The following is an 18,197-nucleotide window of genomic DNA, read 5'->3' on the forward strand; positions in this document are numbered from 1 at the left end:
TGCGGTCTTTTCACCCGCATAGCAGGCAAAATAGCAGCAATGACGTTCATGCAATATGTCAATTTCGTTAATCATCATCCGATTGGGCGGATAAAATATTCTCTAATTTAATTCAACCAACAGGTAATAGATTTCTTAATTTAGTTAAAATGAGATATTTTATTTTATACATATTCTTTTTGTCAGCATTGGGAAGTTGTAAAACTGATAAGGTGAAACCTTTAAGTATTTTTTCAGATGTAGTGCCGGAAAAAATAGAACGTGATGTTCGGGATATGCCTGTTAAGGGTTCTGCTGTTGATACAATAGTTGTCGCAGATTGCGATTTGAAAGAAAGGCTGCATGTATCTTCGTGGGTGGATTCTATTACTTATCTCAGCCTTGACAATCGTGAGGAGGCTTTATTGGGAGCGATAAATAAGGTCGTTTGTAGGAAAGATGCCATTTACTTGTTAGACAGATACAAGTCGAAGTCTATAAAGAAATTTTCTATGGAGGGGAAATTTCTGACAAATATAGGCACATTTGGGGAAGCTCCTGAGGAATATGCTGAACCGACAGATTTTGTAGTGACAGATAGCCTGGTGATTGTATATGACCAGTTTACGAGTCGTTTTATTTATTATACATTGAATGGGAAGTATCTTCGTTCTTGTAGGCTTCCGTTCTTGTGCCTTCGGTTCCATCGTTTTTCAGAGGATAACTTCGTATTTTGTACTTTGGATGCAGATAATCAGCATTTGGCTTCCATAGAAGATTATTCCATCTTCCGGACAGATAGTTTGTTTGTCATTAAGGAACGCGGATTCTATCGTGAGCGCGGAAAATATTCGAGTATAATTAGCGATTATAATTTTAGCGAGTTGAACGGCAGGTTATATTATCATTCTCCGTATAGCGGCAGGATATACGAAATTGATGATGACGGAACGTGCCGGTTGGCATTTTTTCTGGATTTTGGTGACAGGCAGGTGCCGGAGAACTTGTTGCTGGATAAGAATTGGAATGAATATAAACAAGCAAGTAGCAGTAGTGGGTACTATTTTTTTCCGGGAAAGTATTTGCTTACTGATGATGTTGTGTATTTTGCGTATGCTAATCACCATAAGGAATATCAGTGCCTTTATTCGTTGAGAAGAAAAGAAGGCATCAGAAGTTCGGTTGTGCGTAATGATGTCTTGTCAATTTTCCCTTTTTCTAATCTGGTAGGTGTAGAGGGACACGCTCTGATAGGGTATGTATATCCAAATGATATAGTGGTGGCACGTGAACATTATGATGCAGTGCAGTGGACCGAATTGGTGGGTGAAAAGGCTGCTGATATTGCGAAACAGTTCAATGAAGAAGATAATATGGTTTTATTGTGGTTTCATATGAAGGAAAAATGATTGATAGCTCAAGGAATATGGTAAGAGTTGTGATACTGTTTTTTGTGGTATGTATGTGTTTCTTTTCATGTCAAAGGAAGGGAGTTGTTAATGAACAGGTGTTATATTGGCAAGATCGTGAAATCTTATTTCCTCAAAAAAATGTATTTACTCTGTTTGGTAAAGATACAGTGGATATGCTGTTTGATAGTCCTTATAAGATACTTTCTTATTTAGACTCAATGGGTTGTGTCAGTTGCAAAGCACAGTTTCCTGCTTGGAAGGAATTTCTTGTTTATTTGGAACAGAAAAAAGTTCCGGTTTTGTTTTTTATGGGTACGCGTCGGTTGAAAGAAATGCAGTTTATTTTAAGGCGTGAAACTTTTGGCTATCCGGTTTGTATTGATGAAAAAGATAGTTTGAACAAGTTGAACCATTTTTCTTCAGACTTAATGTTTCAAACCTTTTTGTTGGATAAAGATAATAAAGTGCTTGCTATCGGCAATCCCATCCACAACCCAAAAGTGAAAGAACTTTATCTGAAAATCATCCAAGGTGAAAAAATAGGAAGTATCAATGAAAGTAACGTGCTAAACACTATGGTCGACATAGATAAAACCGCTGCCTCATTGGGAGATTTCGCTTGGCAGGAAGAGCGAAAAGCAACTTTTACCTTGAAGAACATGGGTAATAAACCTCTGTTTATTTCGGATGTTACCACCTCCTGCGGTTGCACTTCTGTAGATTACTCCAAAGAACCTGTCAACCCCAGTGAGAGCCTGCGTCTGCATGTCACCTACAAGGCTGACCATCCCGGATACTTCAGCAAAATGATAACCGTCTATTGTAATGCAGATGCTTCTCCGATACGGTTGAAAATAAGTGGTAATGCAAAATAGGAAGATATGTTGAGAGGAATATTATCGGCAGGCATTTGTCTGCTGTTTCTGCTGTCCGGCTGCACTTCGGATGAAGACCGACGCATAGAGGAAGTGCTGGACTTTGCGGGAGACAATAGTGGGGAACTGAAACAGGTGCTTTCCCACTATGAAAGGCAAGGAGATGGCTTGAAACTGAAAGCAGCCAGGTTTCTGATAGCCAACATGGAGGACAAATATGCATATGATATTCCTGATTGGGGTGCTATCCACGATACTCTGCGGGCGATAAAACGGACGGGTAGGGGAGAAAATCGTTGGAAACAGATAAACTACAAGATTCTGCCGAAAGTCTATGATGCCCAAGTGATGACTGCCGATTATCTGATAGAGAACATCGACCTTGCTTTTGATGCTTGGCGGCAACGACCTTGGGGAAGGCACTATTCGTTCGAGGACTTCTGCGAATACATATTGCCCTACCGCATTGGAGACGAACCCTTGGAACGGTGGAGGAAGGAGTACATGGAGCGGTCTGTTTTCCTGCTTGATTCCCTGTACCGGGGGACGGACGTGATAGGGGCTGCCGATGCCATGCAATGTTATGCGAATAATGCCGGATACCAGTATAATGTGGATTTCGACTTGCCCCATTACGGCGCGCCTTTCCTGCGCGAATGCTGGATGGGCACATGCCGTGAATATGCGGACTTCATTATTTATCTGTTTCGTTCGGCCGGGATTCCTATTGCATCAGACCACCTCAAGTTTTCTCCGGGTGTGAACCTAAGTCACAGCTGGGTGTCTGTGCAGGATACGACGGGTCGGTTCGTTCCTATAGAATTTGAAACGTCAGAGGCACGGCGCGACTGGAAGAACCTGCGCTCGAAAGGTAAAGTGTATCGTTCCTGCTTCAGCAGGCTGGAAAAGCCCATCTTCAATGGAAATCGGTATGAGCGCGACGTGACGGCAGATTATTTCGGAGAGAATAGGATGCTTGTGCCGGTTCGCGAGAAAAGGGAGGGTTTCATTGCCGTGCATTCTTTCAGTGCGGGTTGGGTGCCGATTGGGAGTTACCGGATGGAAGGCGGATGTGCCAGTGTGGAAAATGTGGAACCGGGGGTGATTCTGATGCCGGTGGTTCCGGATGAAAATGGAAAGCTTCGGGAAAACGGTTTCGCTTTCAGGTGGGAAGGCGACAAGGTATCTGTGTTTAAACCCGATATGGTGCGACGAGAACGGGTACGGCTGTTCCGGAAATATCCGTTGACCAACAATCTGCTGGGGCATTTGTACCGGATGAATGGGCTTCGTGTGGAGGGTAGCGACTGCTCCGACTTTGCGGATGCCGAAACACTGGCTGTGATGCGGGACAGCTCTCTGTGCCTGAAACGTTACGTGAGAATGCGGAGTGGGAAAAGATATCGGTACGTGCGGTTGCTTCCGCCTGCCGGGTGCGTTTTGGACTTTGCCGGACTTCGCCTTTATGCTGATACGGCCTTTACGGCAGAAGTGGACTATAGGCGGGCGATTGCCTCGGTTCCGGTTTCACCCAAGAAATCATTGGGCATAGAGAGTCTTATGGATGATGACAACCTGACCTTTTATTACACTTCTGTGAAGGATGCTCCTCTTGTGTTGGATTTTGGCAGGCCGGTTTCTCTGGGCGGTATGCTGTTGGTACCCCACAATGATGATAATTATGTGGTGAAAGGCGAATGTTATGAGCTTTTTTATCAGAATGGCACGGAAGGTTGGGTCTCATTGGGCAGGAAGATTGCGGAAGGCGATGTGGTGGAGTTCGATTTTGTTCCTTCGAATGCCCTGTTAAAGCTGCACAATTGTACAAAGGGCAGGGAGGAGCAGGTCTTCTTGTGGGAGAATGGCATGCAGTGGTTTGTGGCACATCTAAGATGGTGAACGTGTGGGATGGAGGCACGGGGCTTGGTGAATTAGTCTGGCATTGACACTAACGTCAGTACCGTGATTTCCGGCCATGCCCCGAACCGGAACGGCAATCCCACATAACCGATGCCTATGTTTACATACAGTGCACGGTTTCCTTCGTAGTACATTCCTTTCCATTCCGGATAGATGAGTTCGGAGAGGGAGTGTCCGAGTAATGCCTTGCATGGCATGGGTATGGCCTGCAAGCATCAGTGAAATATCCGATTGGGGCAGTACCTCACGTCTCCAGTGGGTAGGGTTATGTCTGAGCAGTATTTGGAACATTCCTTCCGTACCCTGCATGGCTTGTGGCAAGTTTGCAAATTGGGAGAAGGGAGGCTCGCGTTGTTTTCCACACCGATGAGGGCTATGCTGTCACCATTATGGTGAAGGATGTCATGCTCGTTGTTCAGCAGTTTCCATCCCATTGCTTGCTGCTGCCGGACTAAATAGTCCAGATTGGCGATTTCTGCTTTCGGACTTTGCCAGTGATAGTATGAACCATAGTCATGGTTACCGAGGATAGAATATACTCCGTCCGGTGCGTGAATTTTTTTTCACGCCCCGTAGCTGTATATTTGTTTTCCATTTAGTTGGTGCTTTCCAATCTTTCTTTTTCCTTTGTTTCCATAACTAAAATAAAATGCAATGAAAAACTTTACAGTAAAATTAGTAGGAACGATGGCTATTGTCTGTCTCCTTTCGTTTTTAGGCTATGCCCGAATCAATCGCTCAGAAAAGTTAGACGATTTACTATTGGAAAACATTGAAGCGTTGGCTGCCGATGAAAGCGGAAATACAACTATCTGTGTAGGGAGTGGTTCAATTGTTTGCCCTATTACAAAAGGAGGAGTGGAACATGTGTATATTTGTTATTAGTCTGTCTCATTAGTTTGTCGCTGTTCTCCCTTTTCTCTTGTACGTTGAAACCTGTGGGAATCCTTGTCGTTTACGGAAATCCCCCAGGCTATCAAGTTGAAAAGGACAGCTGTGTGGCTGGACAGCGTCTTGTTCCGTAATCGAAATAGAAAATATATAAAAAGGTGATGGAGAGGAGCGGACGGCTAACGCTTTGTTGGCCCATTCGCACCGTCCGTTCCGTAACCCACCCGGAAAGGAGGTTTTGGCAAAGATAGTGATTTAGTTAGAATAAGCAATGCGTTTGCTGTTCCGTTGAAAGGATAGATACGGGGTAAATATTGTTTTATAATTAATTTAAAAGAAAAGCTAAAATGAATAAGATTTTTAAAATAGCACTTGTTGCAGCAGTTGCTGCTGTTGCCGGTTATGGGGTTTATGCAAATCAGAAAACAGAAGGTGTGTCAGATTTGATGCAGGCTAATGTAGAAGCATTGGCTGGTTCTGAAGGAGCAGCACCATGTGGAGGACCTAAGTCAAACGGGGAATGTCAATCTACCAATACGGTTAATTGTAAAGATTCATCAGGCTGCCAATAGCCTGTTGGTATGAACTGTTTTCAATAAGGTTCTTGGTCGTTTAAGGCGAGGAATCTTATTGAAAATTTTATTCACTGTTATTTTGTGAGACAAGTTTATAATGCTTAATTTATGTATCGTATGAAATTGAAGTATGTTGTTTTTATATTAGTACTTTGGGCACTGGGTGCAGGGGGATGTGATAAAGAAAGAAAAAATCATTTATCTGTTCCAATGGAAGTGATAGATTTTACTACATTAGAAATGAGAGTTTTGTCGGAAATCTTAGATGAAAAAGAATCTGAATATGTCTTGTTGAAGAGTGGTAATGTGAAAGAACTATTAGGTAGAATAGACAAAATGAAAGTGGTAGATGATAAAATTTATATAGCAGATACCCGTATGCGTTCATTGGTAGTATATGATTGTATGGGGAATTATTTGGCACAAGTAGGTATACGTGGGCAGGGACCAAAAGAGTATGTCAATTTATCGGATTTTGATGTGGATGCTAATGGGAATGTATATGTGCTGGACGGACGATTAAATAAAATGCTGCAATATAATAATGATTATGAGTGTGTAGAAGAATGTATGTTACCGTTTGAAGCGGATATATTGGCAACTTTGGATAATGATTCATTGCTTTTAGGGCTTTCTTCGTGGAATCGAGGGGATGGAGCCGGGCATAAAATAGCATTGGTGGATAAGAAGGGAAAAATTGGTCAAACTTATTTGGATTATGATAGATTTGTTGATCCTGCTTACTGGATTTCTAATTATACGTTTGCAGATGCAGGTAGTCAGTTGGCTTATAATCAAACGATAGATAATAATATTTATATCTTATCTCGTAAGGGGGAACTGGAAAAAGTCTTTTTTATAGATTTTGGTAAGGATAATGTTCCTAATCAGGATAAAATTGATATAGAAACCAAGCTGAAAAATTATGATAATTATTGCTTGATACGTAAAATATTAGCTGTGACAGATAAGTACATCATTGGCTTTATATGGCAACATCGGCAAACGAAGCCTTTTGTGATAGACTATCGATTAAAAAAATGCTATATGGGTGAAGCAATCTCTGATATTGATAGGAGAGTGGGCTGTGGTTATTCAAATGGTACTATAATTTCATATATAGATTCAGAGAATGAAGAACTTCCTGATTCTGTTAATCAGTTTGTTAGGAATGATGGCTTTGTTTTGAAATTTAGTAAATTGAATTAAGTATTTGATAAATGAAATGTTTTTATTTTCTCTTTGTTCTTTTTGTCTTTTCTTCATGTCAGCATCAAAACGATAGGAAGATTTTAGAATTATTGAAAAAATGGGAAGGACGCGAAATCCTTTTTCCTGATTTGGATGTAATAGATTCTGTGGTAAAAGATGTCAATTGGGATTATAAGATTGTTACTTATATTGATTCTGCAGAGTGCTTTAGTTGTAAATTAAATCTGAGGGATTGGATGGGGATGAAGCAGCAAGTTGATTCCGTTGATAAGAAGGTTGCTTTTTTGTTTTTTTTGCAAACCCGAAGAACTGAGGACTTGGATTATAAAATGAAATGGGATGCTTTTAATTTACCAATTGTGTTTGATGTGCAAAATTTATTTTGCCAGTTAAATCATTTTCCTGAAGATGAAAAATTTAGGACTTTTTTGTTGGATAAAGATAATAAAGTGCTTGCTATCGGCAATCCCATCCACAACCCAAAAGTGAAAGAACTTTATCTGAAAATCATCCAAGGTGAAAAAATGGGAAGTATCAATGAAAGTAACGTGCTAAACACTATGGTCGACATAGATAAAACCGCTGCCTCATTGGGAGATTTCGCTTGGCAGGAAGAGCGAAAAGCAACTTTTATCTTGAAGAACATGGGTAATAAACCTCTGTTTATTTCGGATGTTACCACCTCCTGCGGTTGCACTTCTGTAGATTACTCCAAAGAACCTGTCAACCCCAGTGAGAGCCTGCGTCTGCATGTCACCTACAAGGCTGACCATCCCGGATACTTCAGCAAAATGATAACCGTCTATTGTAATGCAGATGCTTCTCCGATACGGTTGAAAATAAGTGGTAATGCAAAATAGGAAGATATGTTGAGAGGAATATTATCGGCAGGCATTTGTCTGCTGTTTCTGCTGTCCGGCTGCACTTCGGATGAAGACCGACGCATAGAGGAAGTGCTGGACTTTGCGGGAGACAATAGTGGGGAACTGAAACAGGTGCTTTCCCACTATGAAAGGCAGGGAGGAGCGGGTCTTCTTGTGGGAGAATGGCATGCAGTGGTTTGTGGCACATCTAAGATGGTGAACGTGTGGGATGTAGGAACGGGGCCGGGTGAATTAATCTGGCATTGACACTAACGTCAGTACCGTGATTTCCGGCCATGCCCCGAACCGGAACGGCAGTCCTACATAGCCGATGCCAATATTTACGTACAAAGCCCTCTTGCCTTCGCAGTACATCCCTCTCCATTCCGGATAGATAAGTTCGGCAAGGGAGTGTCCGAACAAGATGCTTTGCATAGCATGGGTATGTCCTGCAAGCATCAGTGAAATGTCCGATTGGGGCAGTACCTCACGTCTCCAGTGCGTAGGGTTATGGCTGAGCAGTATTTGGAACATTCCCTCCGTGCCCTGCATGGCTTGTGGCAAGTTTGCAAATTGGGAGAAAGGAGGCTCACCGTCGTTTTCCACGCCGATAAGGGCTATGCTGTCGCCTTTGTGATGAAGGATGTCGTGCTCATTGTTCAGCAGTTTCCATCCCATTGCTTGCTGCTGCCGGATTAAATAGTCCAGATTGGCAATTTCTGCTTTCCCACTTTGCCAGTGATAGTATGAACCATAGTCATGGTTGCCGAGGATGGAGTATACTCCGTCCGGTGCGTGCAGTTGGGAGAGTATTTCTTGGAAACCATCCAGTTCATGACTCTGCTGGTTCACGAGGTCACCGGTAAAGACAATCAGGTCCGGCTTCTGCCTGTTGACCAAATCGACCAGCTGTTTGATGGCTTCCGGATTGCCTTGCCAGCTGCCGATGTGTATGTCTGATAGCTGTACTATGCGGTAGCCGTCGAAACCTTTCGGAATATCGGCAGAACAGTATTCCACCTCTTTTATGTCAAAACGGGTTATGCCGGCAAAAGTCCCGTAAAGTATATTGAGGAAACTGATTATTGCCAGAACCGCTCCTATAGCAGTGAACGGACTGCGGGGACAACGGCGGATGATGAAGTGCGCCAGTACTCCCACCAGCGAGCAGAGCATGAATATGGTTTTGGGAAAAACAAACAACATGATGGTAATTGCCAGTCTGCCTATAGCTTGCGTATGGTTTGACATCGCGTTGTCGCCCGTAAGGAACATGAAGTAGACATAACCTGCCGCCAGCAATAAGGTGGGAAGCCAATAGAGGCCACGTAGAAAAGCCTTTCTGGTTTTTCTTATTACGTAAACCAGATAAATGTAGAGGTCGGGGATGAGAAGGAAAAGGATGAAAACAAGAGTTACTCGGTGCATATATCTTTCAATTCTTCAATGTTCTTTTTGATATGGTCCAGATGTTTGTAAATCACCCTTTTGTAGAGAATATAGATAATCAACGCATCAAATACTACAAAGAGGGTAATCAGCATGGCTTGCACACCGATGGACATCAGATGGTATTCCATCGCCCAATAATTAAGGATGTTGAAAAGGACAATCCAAATGGAGACGACTATTATCTCATATTTGGTCCATTGGCGGAAAGTGGTCGTGCGGCGGCTGACCTCGGCAACACTCATTTCCTCAATATGTGTATTCTTGTTCCAACGGTATGTTTTCCAGTCCCACCACATGCCTACGAGAATGCTGATTGCAATGAACCCTAAAAAAGGAACAATCTTTGCTTGCAGTAGTTCGTTGAAACCGAAGGTGGGCAGTAGCAGCCATATAAGAAGAAGGGCAGCCAGACATATCGTGCCTACTCCTATAGAGAATCGTTGTATGGCTACGAGGCGTCGCAGACTTTTGCGGGTATTTGCCTTGTAGCCGGCAATCAGTTCCGTAATCTGCTTTTCATCAGCAATCGGTTCTTTCTGCAACTGTTCATTCAGTGCGTTCCATGATTTTTTCAGTTCATCCAGTTCCATATATTTATTCCTCCTTATTCATTTTTTTCAGTTTATCCTTGATGCGGCTGAGCTTGGTGGCAACGTTAGTTAGGGTCAGCCCGGTGATTTCGGCAATCTCTTCGTAGCTTTTCTCTTCCAGATAGAGCAGGATGATGGACTTTTCCAATTGTCCCAGCCGGTTTATCATCCGGTAGAGTTGCCGTAGCATGGCTTGTGTCTCGTCGGTTTCTTCAGTCCGGTCGGTCTCTTGGGTGAGGGTAACGATTTCGGGGATGTTCTTTTCTTTTCGGATAAAACTGATGCACGTGTTCAGTGCGATACGGTATATCCATGTGGAAATCTTACACTCCCGCCGGAACTTGGGAAATGCTTTCCATAAGTTGAGTACCACTTCCTGATACAGGTCGTTGAGGGTAGCGTTGGGAGTGGTGTACAGATAGCATACTTTATATATCACGCGCTCATACTCCCGTATCACGGATACAAACTCTTGTTCTGCATTTTCCATCTTTTCGCTTCTTTCGAGTTGCTTTTGCACTGTTAGTCGCGGAAAAGGGCGATAAATCACAGTTCAAAAGGATTTTTTCTTTGGCACACGGATGATACAGCCGAGACAGATGACTACAGGTGAGGAATTCATGAAGAACAGAATTATCAGTGAAAGTCTGTTTAATCTGTGTCATCTGTGTGCTCTTTTTCCAATGTACCGAATTGTCAGCATTATGATGCGCTTTCTATATTTCCTGCCAGGAATTTCCGCATATTCTCTATCGGCATTCCCCGGCGGCGGGCGTAGTCTTCCAACTGGTCTGCTCCAATCTTGCCCACTGCAAAGTATCGGGATGCGGGATGTGCCAGCATCATGCCACAGACGGAGGAGTGAGGGTGCATGGCTCCGTTTTCCGTCAGTGTAATGCCGGTCTGTCCCATGTCAAGCAGGTCGTCCAGCAGGAAGTTGACGGACTGGTCGGGTAGGGAAGGGTAGCCCACGGCGGGGCGGATGCCTTGGTATTTCTCGACCAGCAGATCCGGAATGGACAAGGATTCGTCGGGGGCATACCCCCAAGCCTCCTTGCGGACATATTCGTGCATCTTTTCTGTGGCGGCTTCGGCAAGGCGGTCGTTCAGAGTCTGTACAAGGAGATGTTTGTAAGGGTCGCTTTTATAAGTCTCTTCGGCCTCTTCACTGATGGTGGAGGCAAAAAGTCCTACGATGTCGGGCGTGCCCGAAGAGAGGGGACGTACAAAATCGCTCAGACAGAGAAATGGACTGCCATCGGGTTGGGGTGTCTGCTGGCGGAGCAGAGGGAAAGTTCTTCCTTCTATCAATAAGTTGTCACCGTCTGCATTTGCCCGGCAAAGCCTGAAGATGCAACGGATGGAGATTGTTTCGTCCAGTCGGCCGAGCATTCTGTTTGCCTCCTTGAAGAGCTGCATGGCTTCGGAAGCTTTGCTGCGTTCCTCCTCGGGAAAGGTCGTCAGCCAAAGTGCACGGCAGGAGTCGCAGCCATGAATGTTTGCAATGGCTGCAAAGCGAGGCTGAAAGCCCCAGGCATGGAAGAAATAAATCCAGTTGATGTAAGGACTTACTTCATGAATCCGATACGAAAGCAATTCATGCCCCGGTGCCAGTATTGTCCTTTTCATCCCATTTAATCCTTAATTCCTAGCCTTCACTCCCCAAATCTCAGTTCCTCGCCACGATAAGCGTCGTCCACCATGCCGTCACTATAAACGGGATGTCCGTTGGCAAAAGTCCTTTCCACTTTCCAGTTGAAGGTATGCCCTTCCAATGGACTCCAGCCGCATTTGCTCAAAACTTTGTCGGCTGTCACTTCCCACGGGGTATCGGGACGTACCAATACAAGGTCTGCCCGGTAGCCTTCGCGGATATAGCCGCGCTCGTTGATGCGGTAGATTTGTGCGGGAGCATGGCACATCTTTTCAACGATGGTCTCGAGTGTAAATACTCCCTCATCCACCAGTTGCAACATGCTGACGAGCGAAAACTGTATCATCGGCATGCCGGACATGGCCTTCGAGGCACCTCCTTCTTTTTCGGAGAGCAGATGGGGCGCATGGTCGGTGGCTATTACGTCTATCAGGCCGGAGTCGACGGCGGCACGCAGAGCATCGCGGTCGGCTTGCTTCTTAATGGCAGGATTGCACTTGATACGTGTACCCAACGTGCGATAATCACTGAGCGTGAAGAGGAGATGGGCGACGCATGCTTCGGCGGTGATATGCTTCTCGGAAAGTGAATAGTCGTTGAATAATTGCAGTTCCTTGGCTGTGGACACATGCAGAATATGCAACCGTGCACCGGCAATTCTTGCCAGCCGTACTGCCAGTTCAGAGGATGCATAGCATGCTGCCGAAGAGCGGATGTAGGGATGCTTGCCTATGGGAATATCATTCTCTCCGGCAAACATTTCCTTATACTTGGTAAGATTGTTCTTGATGGTTTCCTGGTCTTCGCAGTGGGCGGCAATCAGCATGTCGGTACCGTTGAAGATGTTCAGCAGGCTGTTCATCTTGTCTACCAGCATGTTTCCGGTACTTGAACCCATAAATAGCTTGATGCCACAGACGCGGTGCTTGTCCAGCTTGCCAAACTCGCTGTAATTGTCGTTTGTTGCACCGAAGTAGCACGAATGGTTTACGATACACTTCTCGTTCAGCAGGTCAAATTTGGCGTTGAGGGCATCCAGCGTAGTGGTTGTCGGGGTGGTATTGGGCATATCCATGATGGAGGTCACACCTCCTGCGGCCGCCGCACGGCTTTCTGTGAGGATGTCCGCCTTGTGGGTCAGTCCCGGGTCGCGAAAATGTACATGGTCGTCGATAATGCCCGGCAGCAAATAGCATCCGGTGGCATCTATGGTTTCGTCACAAGGTGCGGAGAGGGGCTTCCGGTTGGTCAGCACCTCCGCAATGCGCCCGTCTTCTATCACTACGGAACCTTTCGCGGATTGTCCTTCGTTGACAATCGTAGCGTTATGTATCAATGTTCTTTTCATACCTTATTATAGTCAAAGCTTGTCACCTCTTCATTTTATCATTCTATACTATCACTCTATCGCTTCATCGCCTTATCGTACAGTAGGATATTTATGAAACCAACTGTTCCATTTCAGCCGAATCACTCCGAATACAGCCTCACCAAAGATACTGCTGTTCATTTTGGAGGTGCCCAGTTCGCGATTGATGAAGATGACGGGTACTTCCTTTACCTTGAAGCCGCATTTGTAGGCGGTGAATTTCATTTCTATCTGGAAGGCATATCCTTTGAAGCGGATACCGTCCAGATTGATAGTGTCCAATACTTGGCGGCGGTAACATACAAATCCGGCTGTAGTGTCATGGATGGGCAGCCCGGTGATGAAGCGTACATATTTGGAGGCAAAATAAGACATCAGTACACGTCCCATGGGCCAGTTCACTACGTTCACACCACTCACATAACGTGAACCGATAGCTACATCGGCACCCTCTTCGGAGCAGGCCCGGTAGAGGCGAGGCAGGTCTTGGGGATTGTGGCTGAAATCGGCATCCATTTCGAAGATATACTCATAGTCTTGTTGCAATGCCCACTTGAAGCCGGCTATATAGGCTGTTCCCAATCCCAGTTTTCCTTTGCGCTCCACCATGAAGAGGCGTCCGGCGAACTCTTGCTGTAAGGTTCTGACGATGTCTGCCGTTCCGTCGGGCGAACCGTCTTCAATGACAAGGATGTGAAAGCCATGTTCCAGAGCAAAAACGGCACGGATGATATTCTCTATATTCTCCCGTTCATTGTAGGTGGGGATGATGACAATGCTGTCTGATGTTTGCATACTTATTGGTAATGGGGGTTATAATTGGGAACAAATGTAATACATTTCTTTTTTATCTGGCAGCATTTTCACACAAATCTTGATTTTGCAAAGTTCTGGCGCCACGACTCTTTCATTAGTGTAGCTCCTTCTGGCTCCTGATTATGAGGGATGCAGGTTGAATGAAAGAACCGTATGCCTGACTTTGAACTTTAGTCTCAATCTTCAGTTATTCCCGTCTCAATCATTAACAAAATATATCCAAACTATTTGCGAAAAACTTCCGAAGTATAAAGGGGAAAGTTGGCAGATACAGGCGTAAAGAGAGTTCTCCGGTCTTGGTCTGTCTATCCCAAGCCTTGGGATAGACAGACCAAACCTTGGGATACATGTTCGCAGGCTGGGGATAAACTTTGTGTAACATAACTCCTGAATAAGGATTGTGAAGGCTATGTTATTCATAATTGGAGGGAAAGAAGTTTCACCGCTTCTCTCTGATAAAAAGGACGATACAGGAAAAGGTGAAGGATGTGCAGGCTGAAAGCGGAAAGATTATTTCGGAGAACATGGTTGCCGACTGGCCAAAGCTAAAGATTATTTGTGTATTTTTGCACCGGATTTATTTCGGTAGGGTACCTCGTAAGGGACAATACCGGGGAAAAAGCGCAAAGCAATGAATATAACCGAACTGCAACAATCTTATGCCTCCCATCCCAATGTAGAGGGGGTGTGCAGGCTTCTGAAAGATAACTCTGTCCGTCATCTGTATTGCGGAGGTTTATGTGCCTCTGCCGCTTCTTTGTTTTCGTCTGTGTTGGTTCAGCGGGCTACCTGTCCGCTCGTTTTCATTCTGGGCGATGTGGAGGAAGCCGGTTATTTCTATCATGATTTGACGCAGATATTGGGGACGGAGCAGGTGTCGTTTTTTCCTTCCTCGTTCCGTCGTGCCATCAAGTACGGGCAGAAGGATGCGGCAAACGAAATACTCCGCACAGAAGTGCTGAGCCGCCTGCAAAAAGGAGAAGAAGGGCTTTGCGTGGTGACCTATCCGGATGCGCTCGCCGAAAAAGTGGTATCTCGTAAGGAGTTGGGAGATAATACACTGAAATTGCATGCAGGCGAAAGAGTGGACATGAATTTCGTGACGGACGTATTGCGCAGCTACGGTTTCGAGTATGTGGATTACGTTTACGAGCCGGGGCAGTATGCCGTTCGTGGCAGTATTATCGACGTCTTTTCCTTCTCTTCCGAATATCCCTTCCGTATAGACTTCTTCGGCGATGAGGTGGAAAGCGTCCGAACTTTTGAGGTGGAGACACAGCTTTCGAAGGAGAAAAAAGAAAGCATCGTGATAGTTCCCGACTTGAGCCATAGCCTGGAAAAAGGGGGAAGCGGCGGCATGGTGTCGTTCCTCGATTTCCTTCCGTCGGACAGCGTGCTGGCCATGCGCGATTTCCTTTGGCTGCGCGAACGCATCCAGACCGTGCACGACGAATCGCTCACCCCACAGGCCATCGCCGCCCGTGAGTCGGAGGAAAATGGAGCCATCATGCTGGAAGGCAAGCTGATTGATGGTGGCGAGTTCACCCTGCGCGCCCTCGATTTCCGCCGGATGGAGTTCGGCAACAAGCCCACCGGAACGCCGGATGCTACCGTCTCATTCCATACTACGGCACAGCCCATCTTCCATAAAAACTTCGACATGGTGGCAGAGAGTTTCCGAGAATACCTCTCCCGCCGGTACACCATTTACATATGCAGTGACAGCTTGAAACAGACCGACCGTATTCGTGCCATCTTTGAGGACCGTGGAGACAACATATCTTTTACTGCCGTAGAACGGACATTGCACGAAGGGTTTGCCGACGACACTTTGCGTATTTGTGCCTTTACCGACCATCAGCTGTTCGACCGTTTTCACAAGTACAACTTGAAGAGTGACAAGGCACGCAGCGGCAAGGTGGCTTTGAGTTTGAAAGAGTTGAATCAGTTTACTCCCGGCGACTATGTGGTGCATACCGACCACGGTGTGGGGCGTTTTGCCGGACTGGTGCGTATTCCTAACGGCGACTCTACGCAGGAGGTGATGAAGATTGTCTATCAGAATGAAGATGTGGTGTTTGTCTCCATTCACTCCCTGCACAAGGTTTCCAAGTACAAAGGGAAGGAGGGTGAATCCCCCCGCCTCAACAAGCTCGGCACCGGAGCCTGGGAGAAACTGAAAGACCGCACCAAGACGAAGATAAAGGATATTGCCCGCGACTTGATAAAGCTTTACTCTCAACGTCGCGAGGAAAAAGGTTTCCAATACAGTCCCGACAGTTTCCTGCAACGGGAATTGGAAGCCTCTTTCATCTACGAAGATACCCCCGATCAAAGCAAGGCTACTTCCGACGTGAAGGCTGACATGGAGAGTGCCCGCCCGATGGACCGTCTGGTGTGTGGTGACGTGGGGTTCGGCAAGACCGAGGTAGCCGTGCGTGCCGCATTCAAGGCAGTGGCGGACAATAAGCAGGTGGCTGTGCTCGTGCCCACCACTGTGCTTGCCTACCAGCACTTCCAGACCTTCAAGGAACGTTTGAAAGGTTTGCCCTGCCGGGTGGATTATCTGAGCCGTGCCCGTACCTCCGCTCAGGCAAAGGCAGCCATCAAAGGCCTTGCCGAGGGAGAAGTGAATATCCTCATCGGCACGCACCGCATTTTGGGCAAGGACGTCAGATTCAAAGACCTCGGCCTGCTCATCATCGACGAAGAGCAGAAGTTCGGCGTGTCTGTCAAGGAGAAACTCCGTCAGCTCAAAGTGAATGTCGATACTCTGACGATGACCGCTACACCCATTCCCCGCACTTTGCAGTTCTCGCTGATGGGTGCCCGCGACCTCAGTGTCATCCAGACTCCGCCCCCCAACCGCTATCCCGTGCAGACCGAAGTGCATACCTTCAACGAGGAAGTTATTGTTGATGCCGTCAACTTCGAGATGAGTCGTAACGGCCAAGTATTCTTCGTGAACAACCGCATTTCCAACCTCGTCGAACTGAAAGCCTTGATAGAGCGCCACATTCCCGACTGTCGCGTTTGCATTGGCCATGGGCAGATGGAACCGGCCGAGCTGGAGAAGATAATCTTTGATTTCGTCAATTACGACTACGATGTGCTGCTTGCCACCACTATCATCGAGAGCGGCATCGACATACCCAATGCCAATACCATCATCATCAATCAGGCGCAGAACTTCGGCCTTAGTGACCTGCACCAGATGCGCGGACGTGTGGGGCGCAGCAACAAGAAAGCTTTCTGCTACTTGCTGGCACCGCCATTGTCTTCCCTTACTCCCGAAGCAAAACGGCGCCTGCAAGCCATCGAGAACTTCTCCGACCTGGGCAGTGGCATCCACATTGCCATGCAAGATCTTGACATCCGCGGTGCGGGAAATATGCTTGGTGCCGAGCAGAGCGGCTTCATTGCCGACTTGGGCTATGAAACCTATCAGAAGATTCTCTCCGAAGCCGTACGCGAACTGAAGACCGATGAATTTGCCGACCTTTATGCCGACGAACTGAAAGCGGACGGAGGCGTCATCAGTGGAGAACAGTTTGTTGATGAATGCCAAGTGGAAAGTGACCTTGAACTTTTGTTGCCTGCCGACTATGTGACCGGCAGCAGCGAACGCATGCTGCTCTATCGCGAGTTGGACGGATTGACGCTCGATAAGGATGTGGATGCTTTCCGTTCCCGTCTCGAAGACCGCTTCGGCCCGATTCCTCCTGAAACAGAAGAATTGCTGCGCATCGTTCCCTTGCGCCGTCTGGCTGCCCGCCTCGGCGTGGAGAAAGTCTTTTTGAAAGGTGGGCGCATGTCTTTGTTCTTTGTGTCCAATCCGGACAGCCTGTACTATCAGAGCCAGGCTTTCGGTAAGGTCATTGCCTACATGATGAAGTGCACCAAGCGTTGTGACCTGCGCGAACAGAACAACAAACGGAGTATGCTGGTGAAGGATGTCAGGACGGTGGAAGAAGCAGTCTGTGTGTTGCAGGAGGTAGTGGCAATGCAGGTGGAGGGGTGAACGGGTATCTGAAAGAAAGACTACCAGGCTGTCTGGTAGATGTGGTTCGCTTCCATAAAAATATGAATGATTTTCTCAGACGACAGATAGAAAAAGATGGAATCCTTATCTCCCTATAAAAGAGAAGTAGCTTTGGGTATTCTGAAGCAGATTGAGCAGGCGATTATACGTTGCGTCGTATGCTGATGCCCTGGTCATCTTTTGTAAAAGCCGTCGTTCCGCCCAGCGTACATTGGATAATCTGCTTCCCTTTATTGAAACGAAACTTTTTCTAAAGGTGAATAAGGAGAAGACCCATGTCGCTTATATGCGTGACATCAAATTCCTTTCCTATGCCTTTGGTCGTAGTAATGTCAAATGCCAATTCTACATCCATGTCGATAGTGTCAAGAAGATGAAGAGTAAGATACGTGAACTCACCAGCCGTAATAACGGCTGGAGCTACGAATATCTTAAACAACGTTTGACTTGGTATATCCGTGGTTGGCTCAACTATTTTAAGTTGGCAGGTCTCAAAAGTAGGATAAGGGAATGGGACGGTTGGCTCCGTCATCGCATACGGATGTGT

General features: G+C 46.2%; 16 protein-coding genes and 2 pseudogenes. 11 read left to right on the plus strand and 7 right to left on the minus strand.

The genetic code is table 11. From position 1 onward, the window contains the following. The 4 genes and pseudogenes from HU824_RS16845 to HU824_RS16860 form a co-directional block, all read left to right on the plus strand. Positions 1-111: pseudogene (locus HU824_RS16845) on the plus strand (IS982 family transposase); the annotation flags it as partial. 38 nt (positions 112-149) lie between these two features. After that, positions 150-1,388 carry a 6-bladed beta-propeller gene (locus tag HU824_RS16850; protein WP_136011514.1) on the plus strand — a complete coding sequence of 413 codons (1,239 nt, stop codon included), beginning with the start codon at positions 150-152 and terminating at the stop codon, positions 1,386-1,388. After that, the gene (locus HU824_RS16855) at positions 1,385-2,266 is read left to right on the plus strand and encodes a DUF1573 domain-containing protein (RefSeq protein ID WP_255260552.1); all 882 of its coding nucleotides are present in this window, start codon (positions 1,385-1,387) and stop codon (positions 2,264-2,266) included. The genes HU824_RS16850 and HU824_RS16855 overlap by 4 nt, the downstream gene beginning before the upstream one ends. A 6-nt stretch (positions 2,267-2,272) precedes the next feature. Beyond that, positions 2,273-4,165 (plus strand): hypothetical protein, encoded by a 1,893-nt coding sequence (locus HU824_RS16860; protein ID WP_176469457.1) that lies wholly within the window; start codon positions 2,273-2,275, stop codon positions 4,163-4,165. Between the two features lie 32 nt (positions 4,166-4,197). On the opposite strand, the pseudogene HU824_RS16865 reads toward HU824_RS16860, so the two are convergent. Further along, positions 4,198-4,791, minus strand: a pseudogene (locus tag HU824_RS16865) (metallophosphoesterase); the annotation flags it as partial. A gap of 49 nt (positions 4,792-4,840) precedes the next feature. Here HU824_RS16865 and HU824_RS16870 point away from each other — a divergent pair. From HU824_RS16870 to HU824_RS16890, 5 genes are all read left to right on the plus strand, one after another. Next, positions 4,841-5,071, plus strand: coding sequence for an NVEALA domain-containing protein (locus HU824_RS16870; RefSeq protein WP_176469458.1), 231 nt, complete (start codon positions 4,841-4,843; stop codon positions 5,069-5,071). Between the two features lie 353 nt (positions 5,072-5,424). Beyond that, the gene (locus HU824_RS16875) at positions 5,425-5,649 is read left to right on the plus strand and encodes an NVEALA domain-containing protein (protein WP_176469459.1); all 225 of its coding nucleotides are present in this window, start codon (positions 5,425-5,427) and stop codon (positions 5,647-5,649) included. 120 nt (positions 5,650-5,769) lie between these two features. Beyond that, positions 5,770-6,861: a 6-bladed beta-propeller gene (locus HU824_RS16880; protein WP_176469460.1), complete on the plus strand. Its 1,092-nt coding sequence runs from the start codon at positions 5,770-5,772 to the stop codon at positions 6,859-6,861. 11 nt (positions 6,862-6,872) lie between these two features. Then, positions 6,873-7,724 (plus strand): DUF1573 domain-containing protein, encoded by an 852-nt coding sequence (locus HU824_RS16885; RefSeq protein ID WP_176469461.1) that lies wholly within the window; start codon positions 6,873-6,875, stop codon positions 7,722-7,724. Between the two features lie 6 nt (positions 7,725-7,730). After that, entirely contained in the window at positions 7,731-7,994 is a 264-nt protein-coding gene (locus tag HU824_RS16890) for a hypothetical protein (RefSeq protein WP_176469462.1), read from the plus strand. Here the strand turns inward: HU824_RS16890 and HU824_RS16895 are convergent. The 6 genes from HU824_RS16895 to HU824_RS16920 all read right to left on the minus strand — a co-directional run bounded on the left by HU824_RS16895 (position 7,980) and on the right by HU824_RS16920 (position 13,587). Continuing rightward, entirely contained in the window at positions 7,980-9,155 is a 1,176-nt protein-coding gene (locus HU824_RS16895) for a metallophosphoesterase (RefSeq protein ID WP_136011448.1), read from the minus strand. The genes HU824_RS16890 and HU824_RS16895 overlap by 15 nt on opposite strands. Further along, positions 9,143-9,769 carry a hypothetical protein gene (locus HU824_RS16900; protein WP_176469463.1) on the minus strand — a complete coding sequence of 209 codons (627 nt, stop codon included), beginning with the start codon at positions 9,767-9,769 and terminating at the stop codon, positions 9,143-9,145. The genes HU824_RS16895 and HU824_RS16900 overlap by 13 nt, the downstream gene beginning before the upstream one ends. 4 nt (positions 9,770-9,773) lie before the next feature. Next, positions 9,774-10,259 (minus strand): RNA polymerase sigma factor, encoded by a 486-nt coding sequence (locus HU824_RS16905; protein WP_136011446.1) that lies wholly within the window; start codon positions 10,257-10,259, stop codon positions 9,774-9,776. A gap of 212 nt (positions 10,260-10,471) precedes the next feature. Next, on the minus strand, positions 10,472-11,398 hold the full coding sequence (locus HU824_RS16910) for a vitamin B12 dependent-methionine synthase activation domain-containing protein (RefSeq protein ID WP_176469464.1): 927 nt from the start codon (positions 11,396-11,398) through the stop codon (positions 10,472-10,474). 26 nt (positions 11,399-11,424) lie between these two features. After that, positions 11,425-12,771 carry a dihydroorotase gene (locus tag HU824_RS16915; RefSeq protein ID WP_176469465.1) on the minus strand — a complete coding sequence of 449 codons (1,347 nt, stop codon included), beginning with the start codon at positions 12,769-12,771 and terminating at the stop codon, positions 11,425-11,427. 72 nt (positions 12,772-12,843) lie between these two features. Beyond that, positions 12,844-13,587: a polyprenol monophosphomannose synthase gene (locus HU824_RS16920; RefSeq protein WP_136011443.1), complete on the minus strand. Its 744-nt coding sequence runs from the start codon at positions 13,585-13,587 to the stop codon at positions 12,844-12,846. Positions 13,588-14,239: 652 nt separating this feature from the next. Between HU824_RS16920 and mfd the strand changes: the two genes are divergently transcribed. Together mfd and HU824_RS16930 are read left to right on the plus strand one after the other, a co-directional pair. Beyond that, a complete protein-coding gene (gene mfd / locus HU824_RS16925; RefSeq protein ID WP_176469466.1) occupies positions 14,240-17,629 on the plus strand; it encodes a transcription-repair coupling factor in 3,390 nt (1,129 codons plus the stop codon). A 151-nt stretch (positions 17,630-17,780) separates the two neighbouring features. Continuing rightward, positions 17,781-18,197 (plus strand): group II intron maturase-specific domain-containing protein (locus HU824_RS16930; protein ID WP_303704640.1); only part of this gene is annotated, 417 nt, incomplete at its 3' end.

The organism is Bacteroides sp. L10-4 (assembly GCF_013373675.1).
GTDB lineage: Bacteria > Bacteroidota > Bacteroidia > Bacteroidales > Bacteroidaceae > Bacteroides > Bacteroides muris.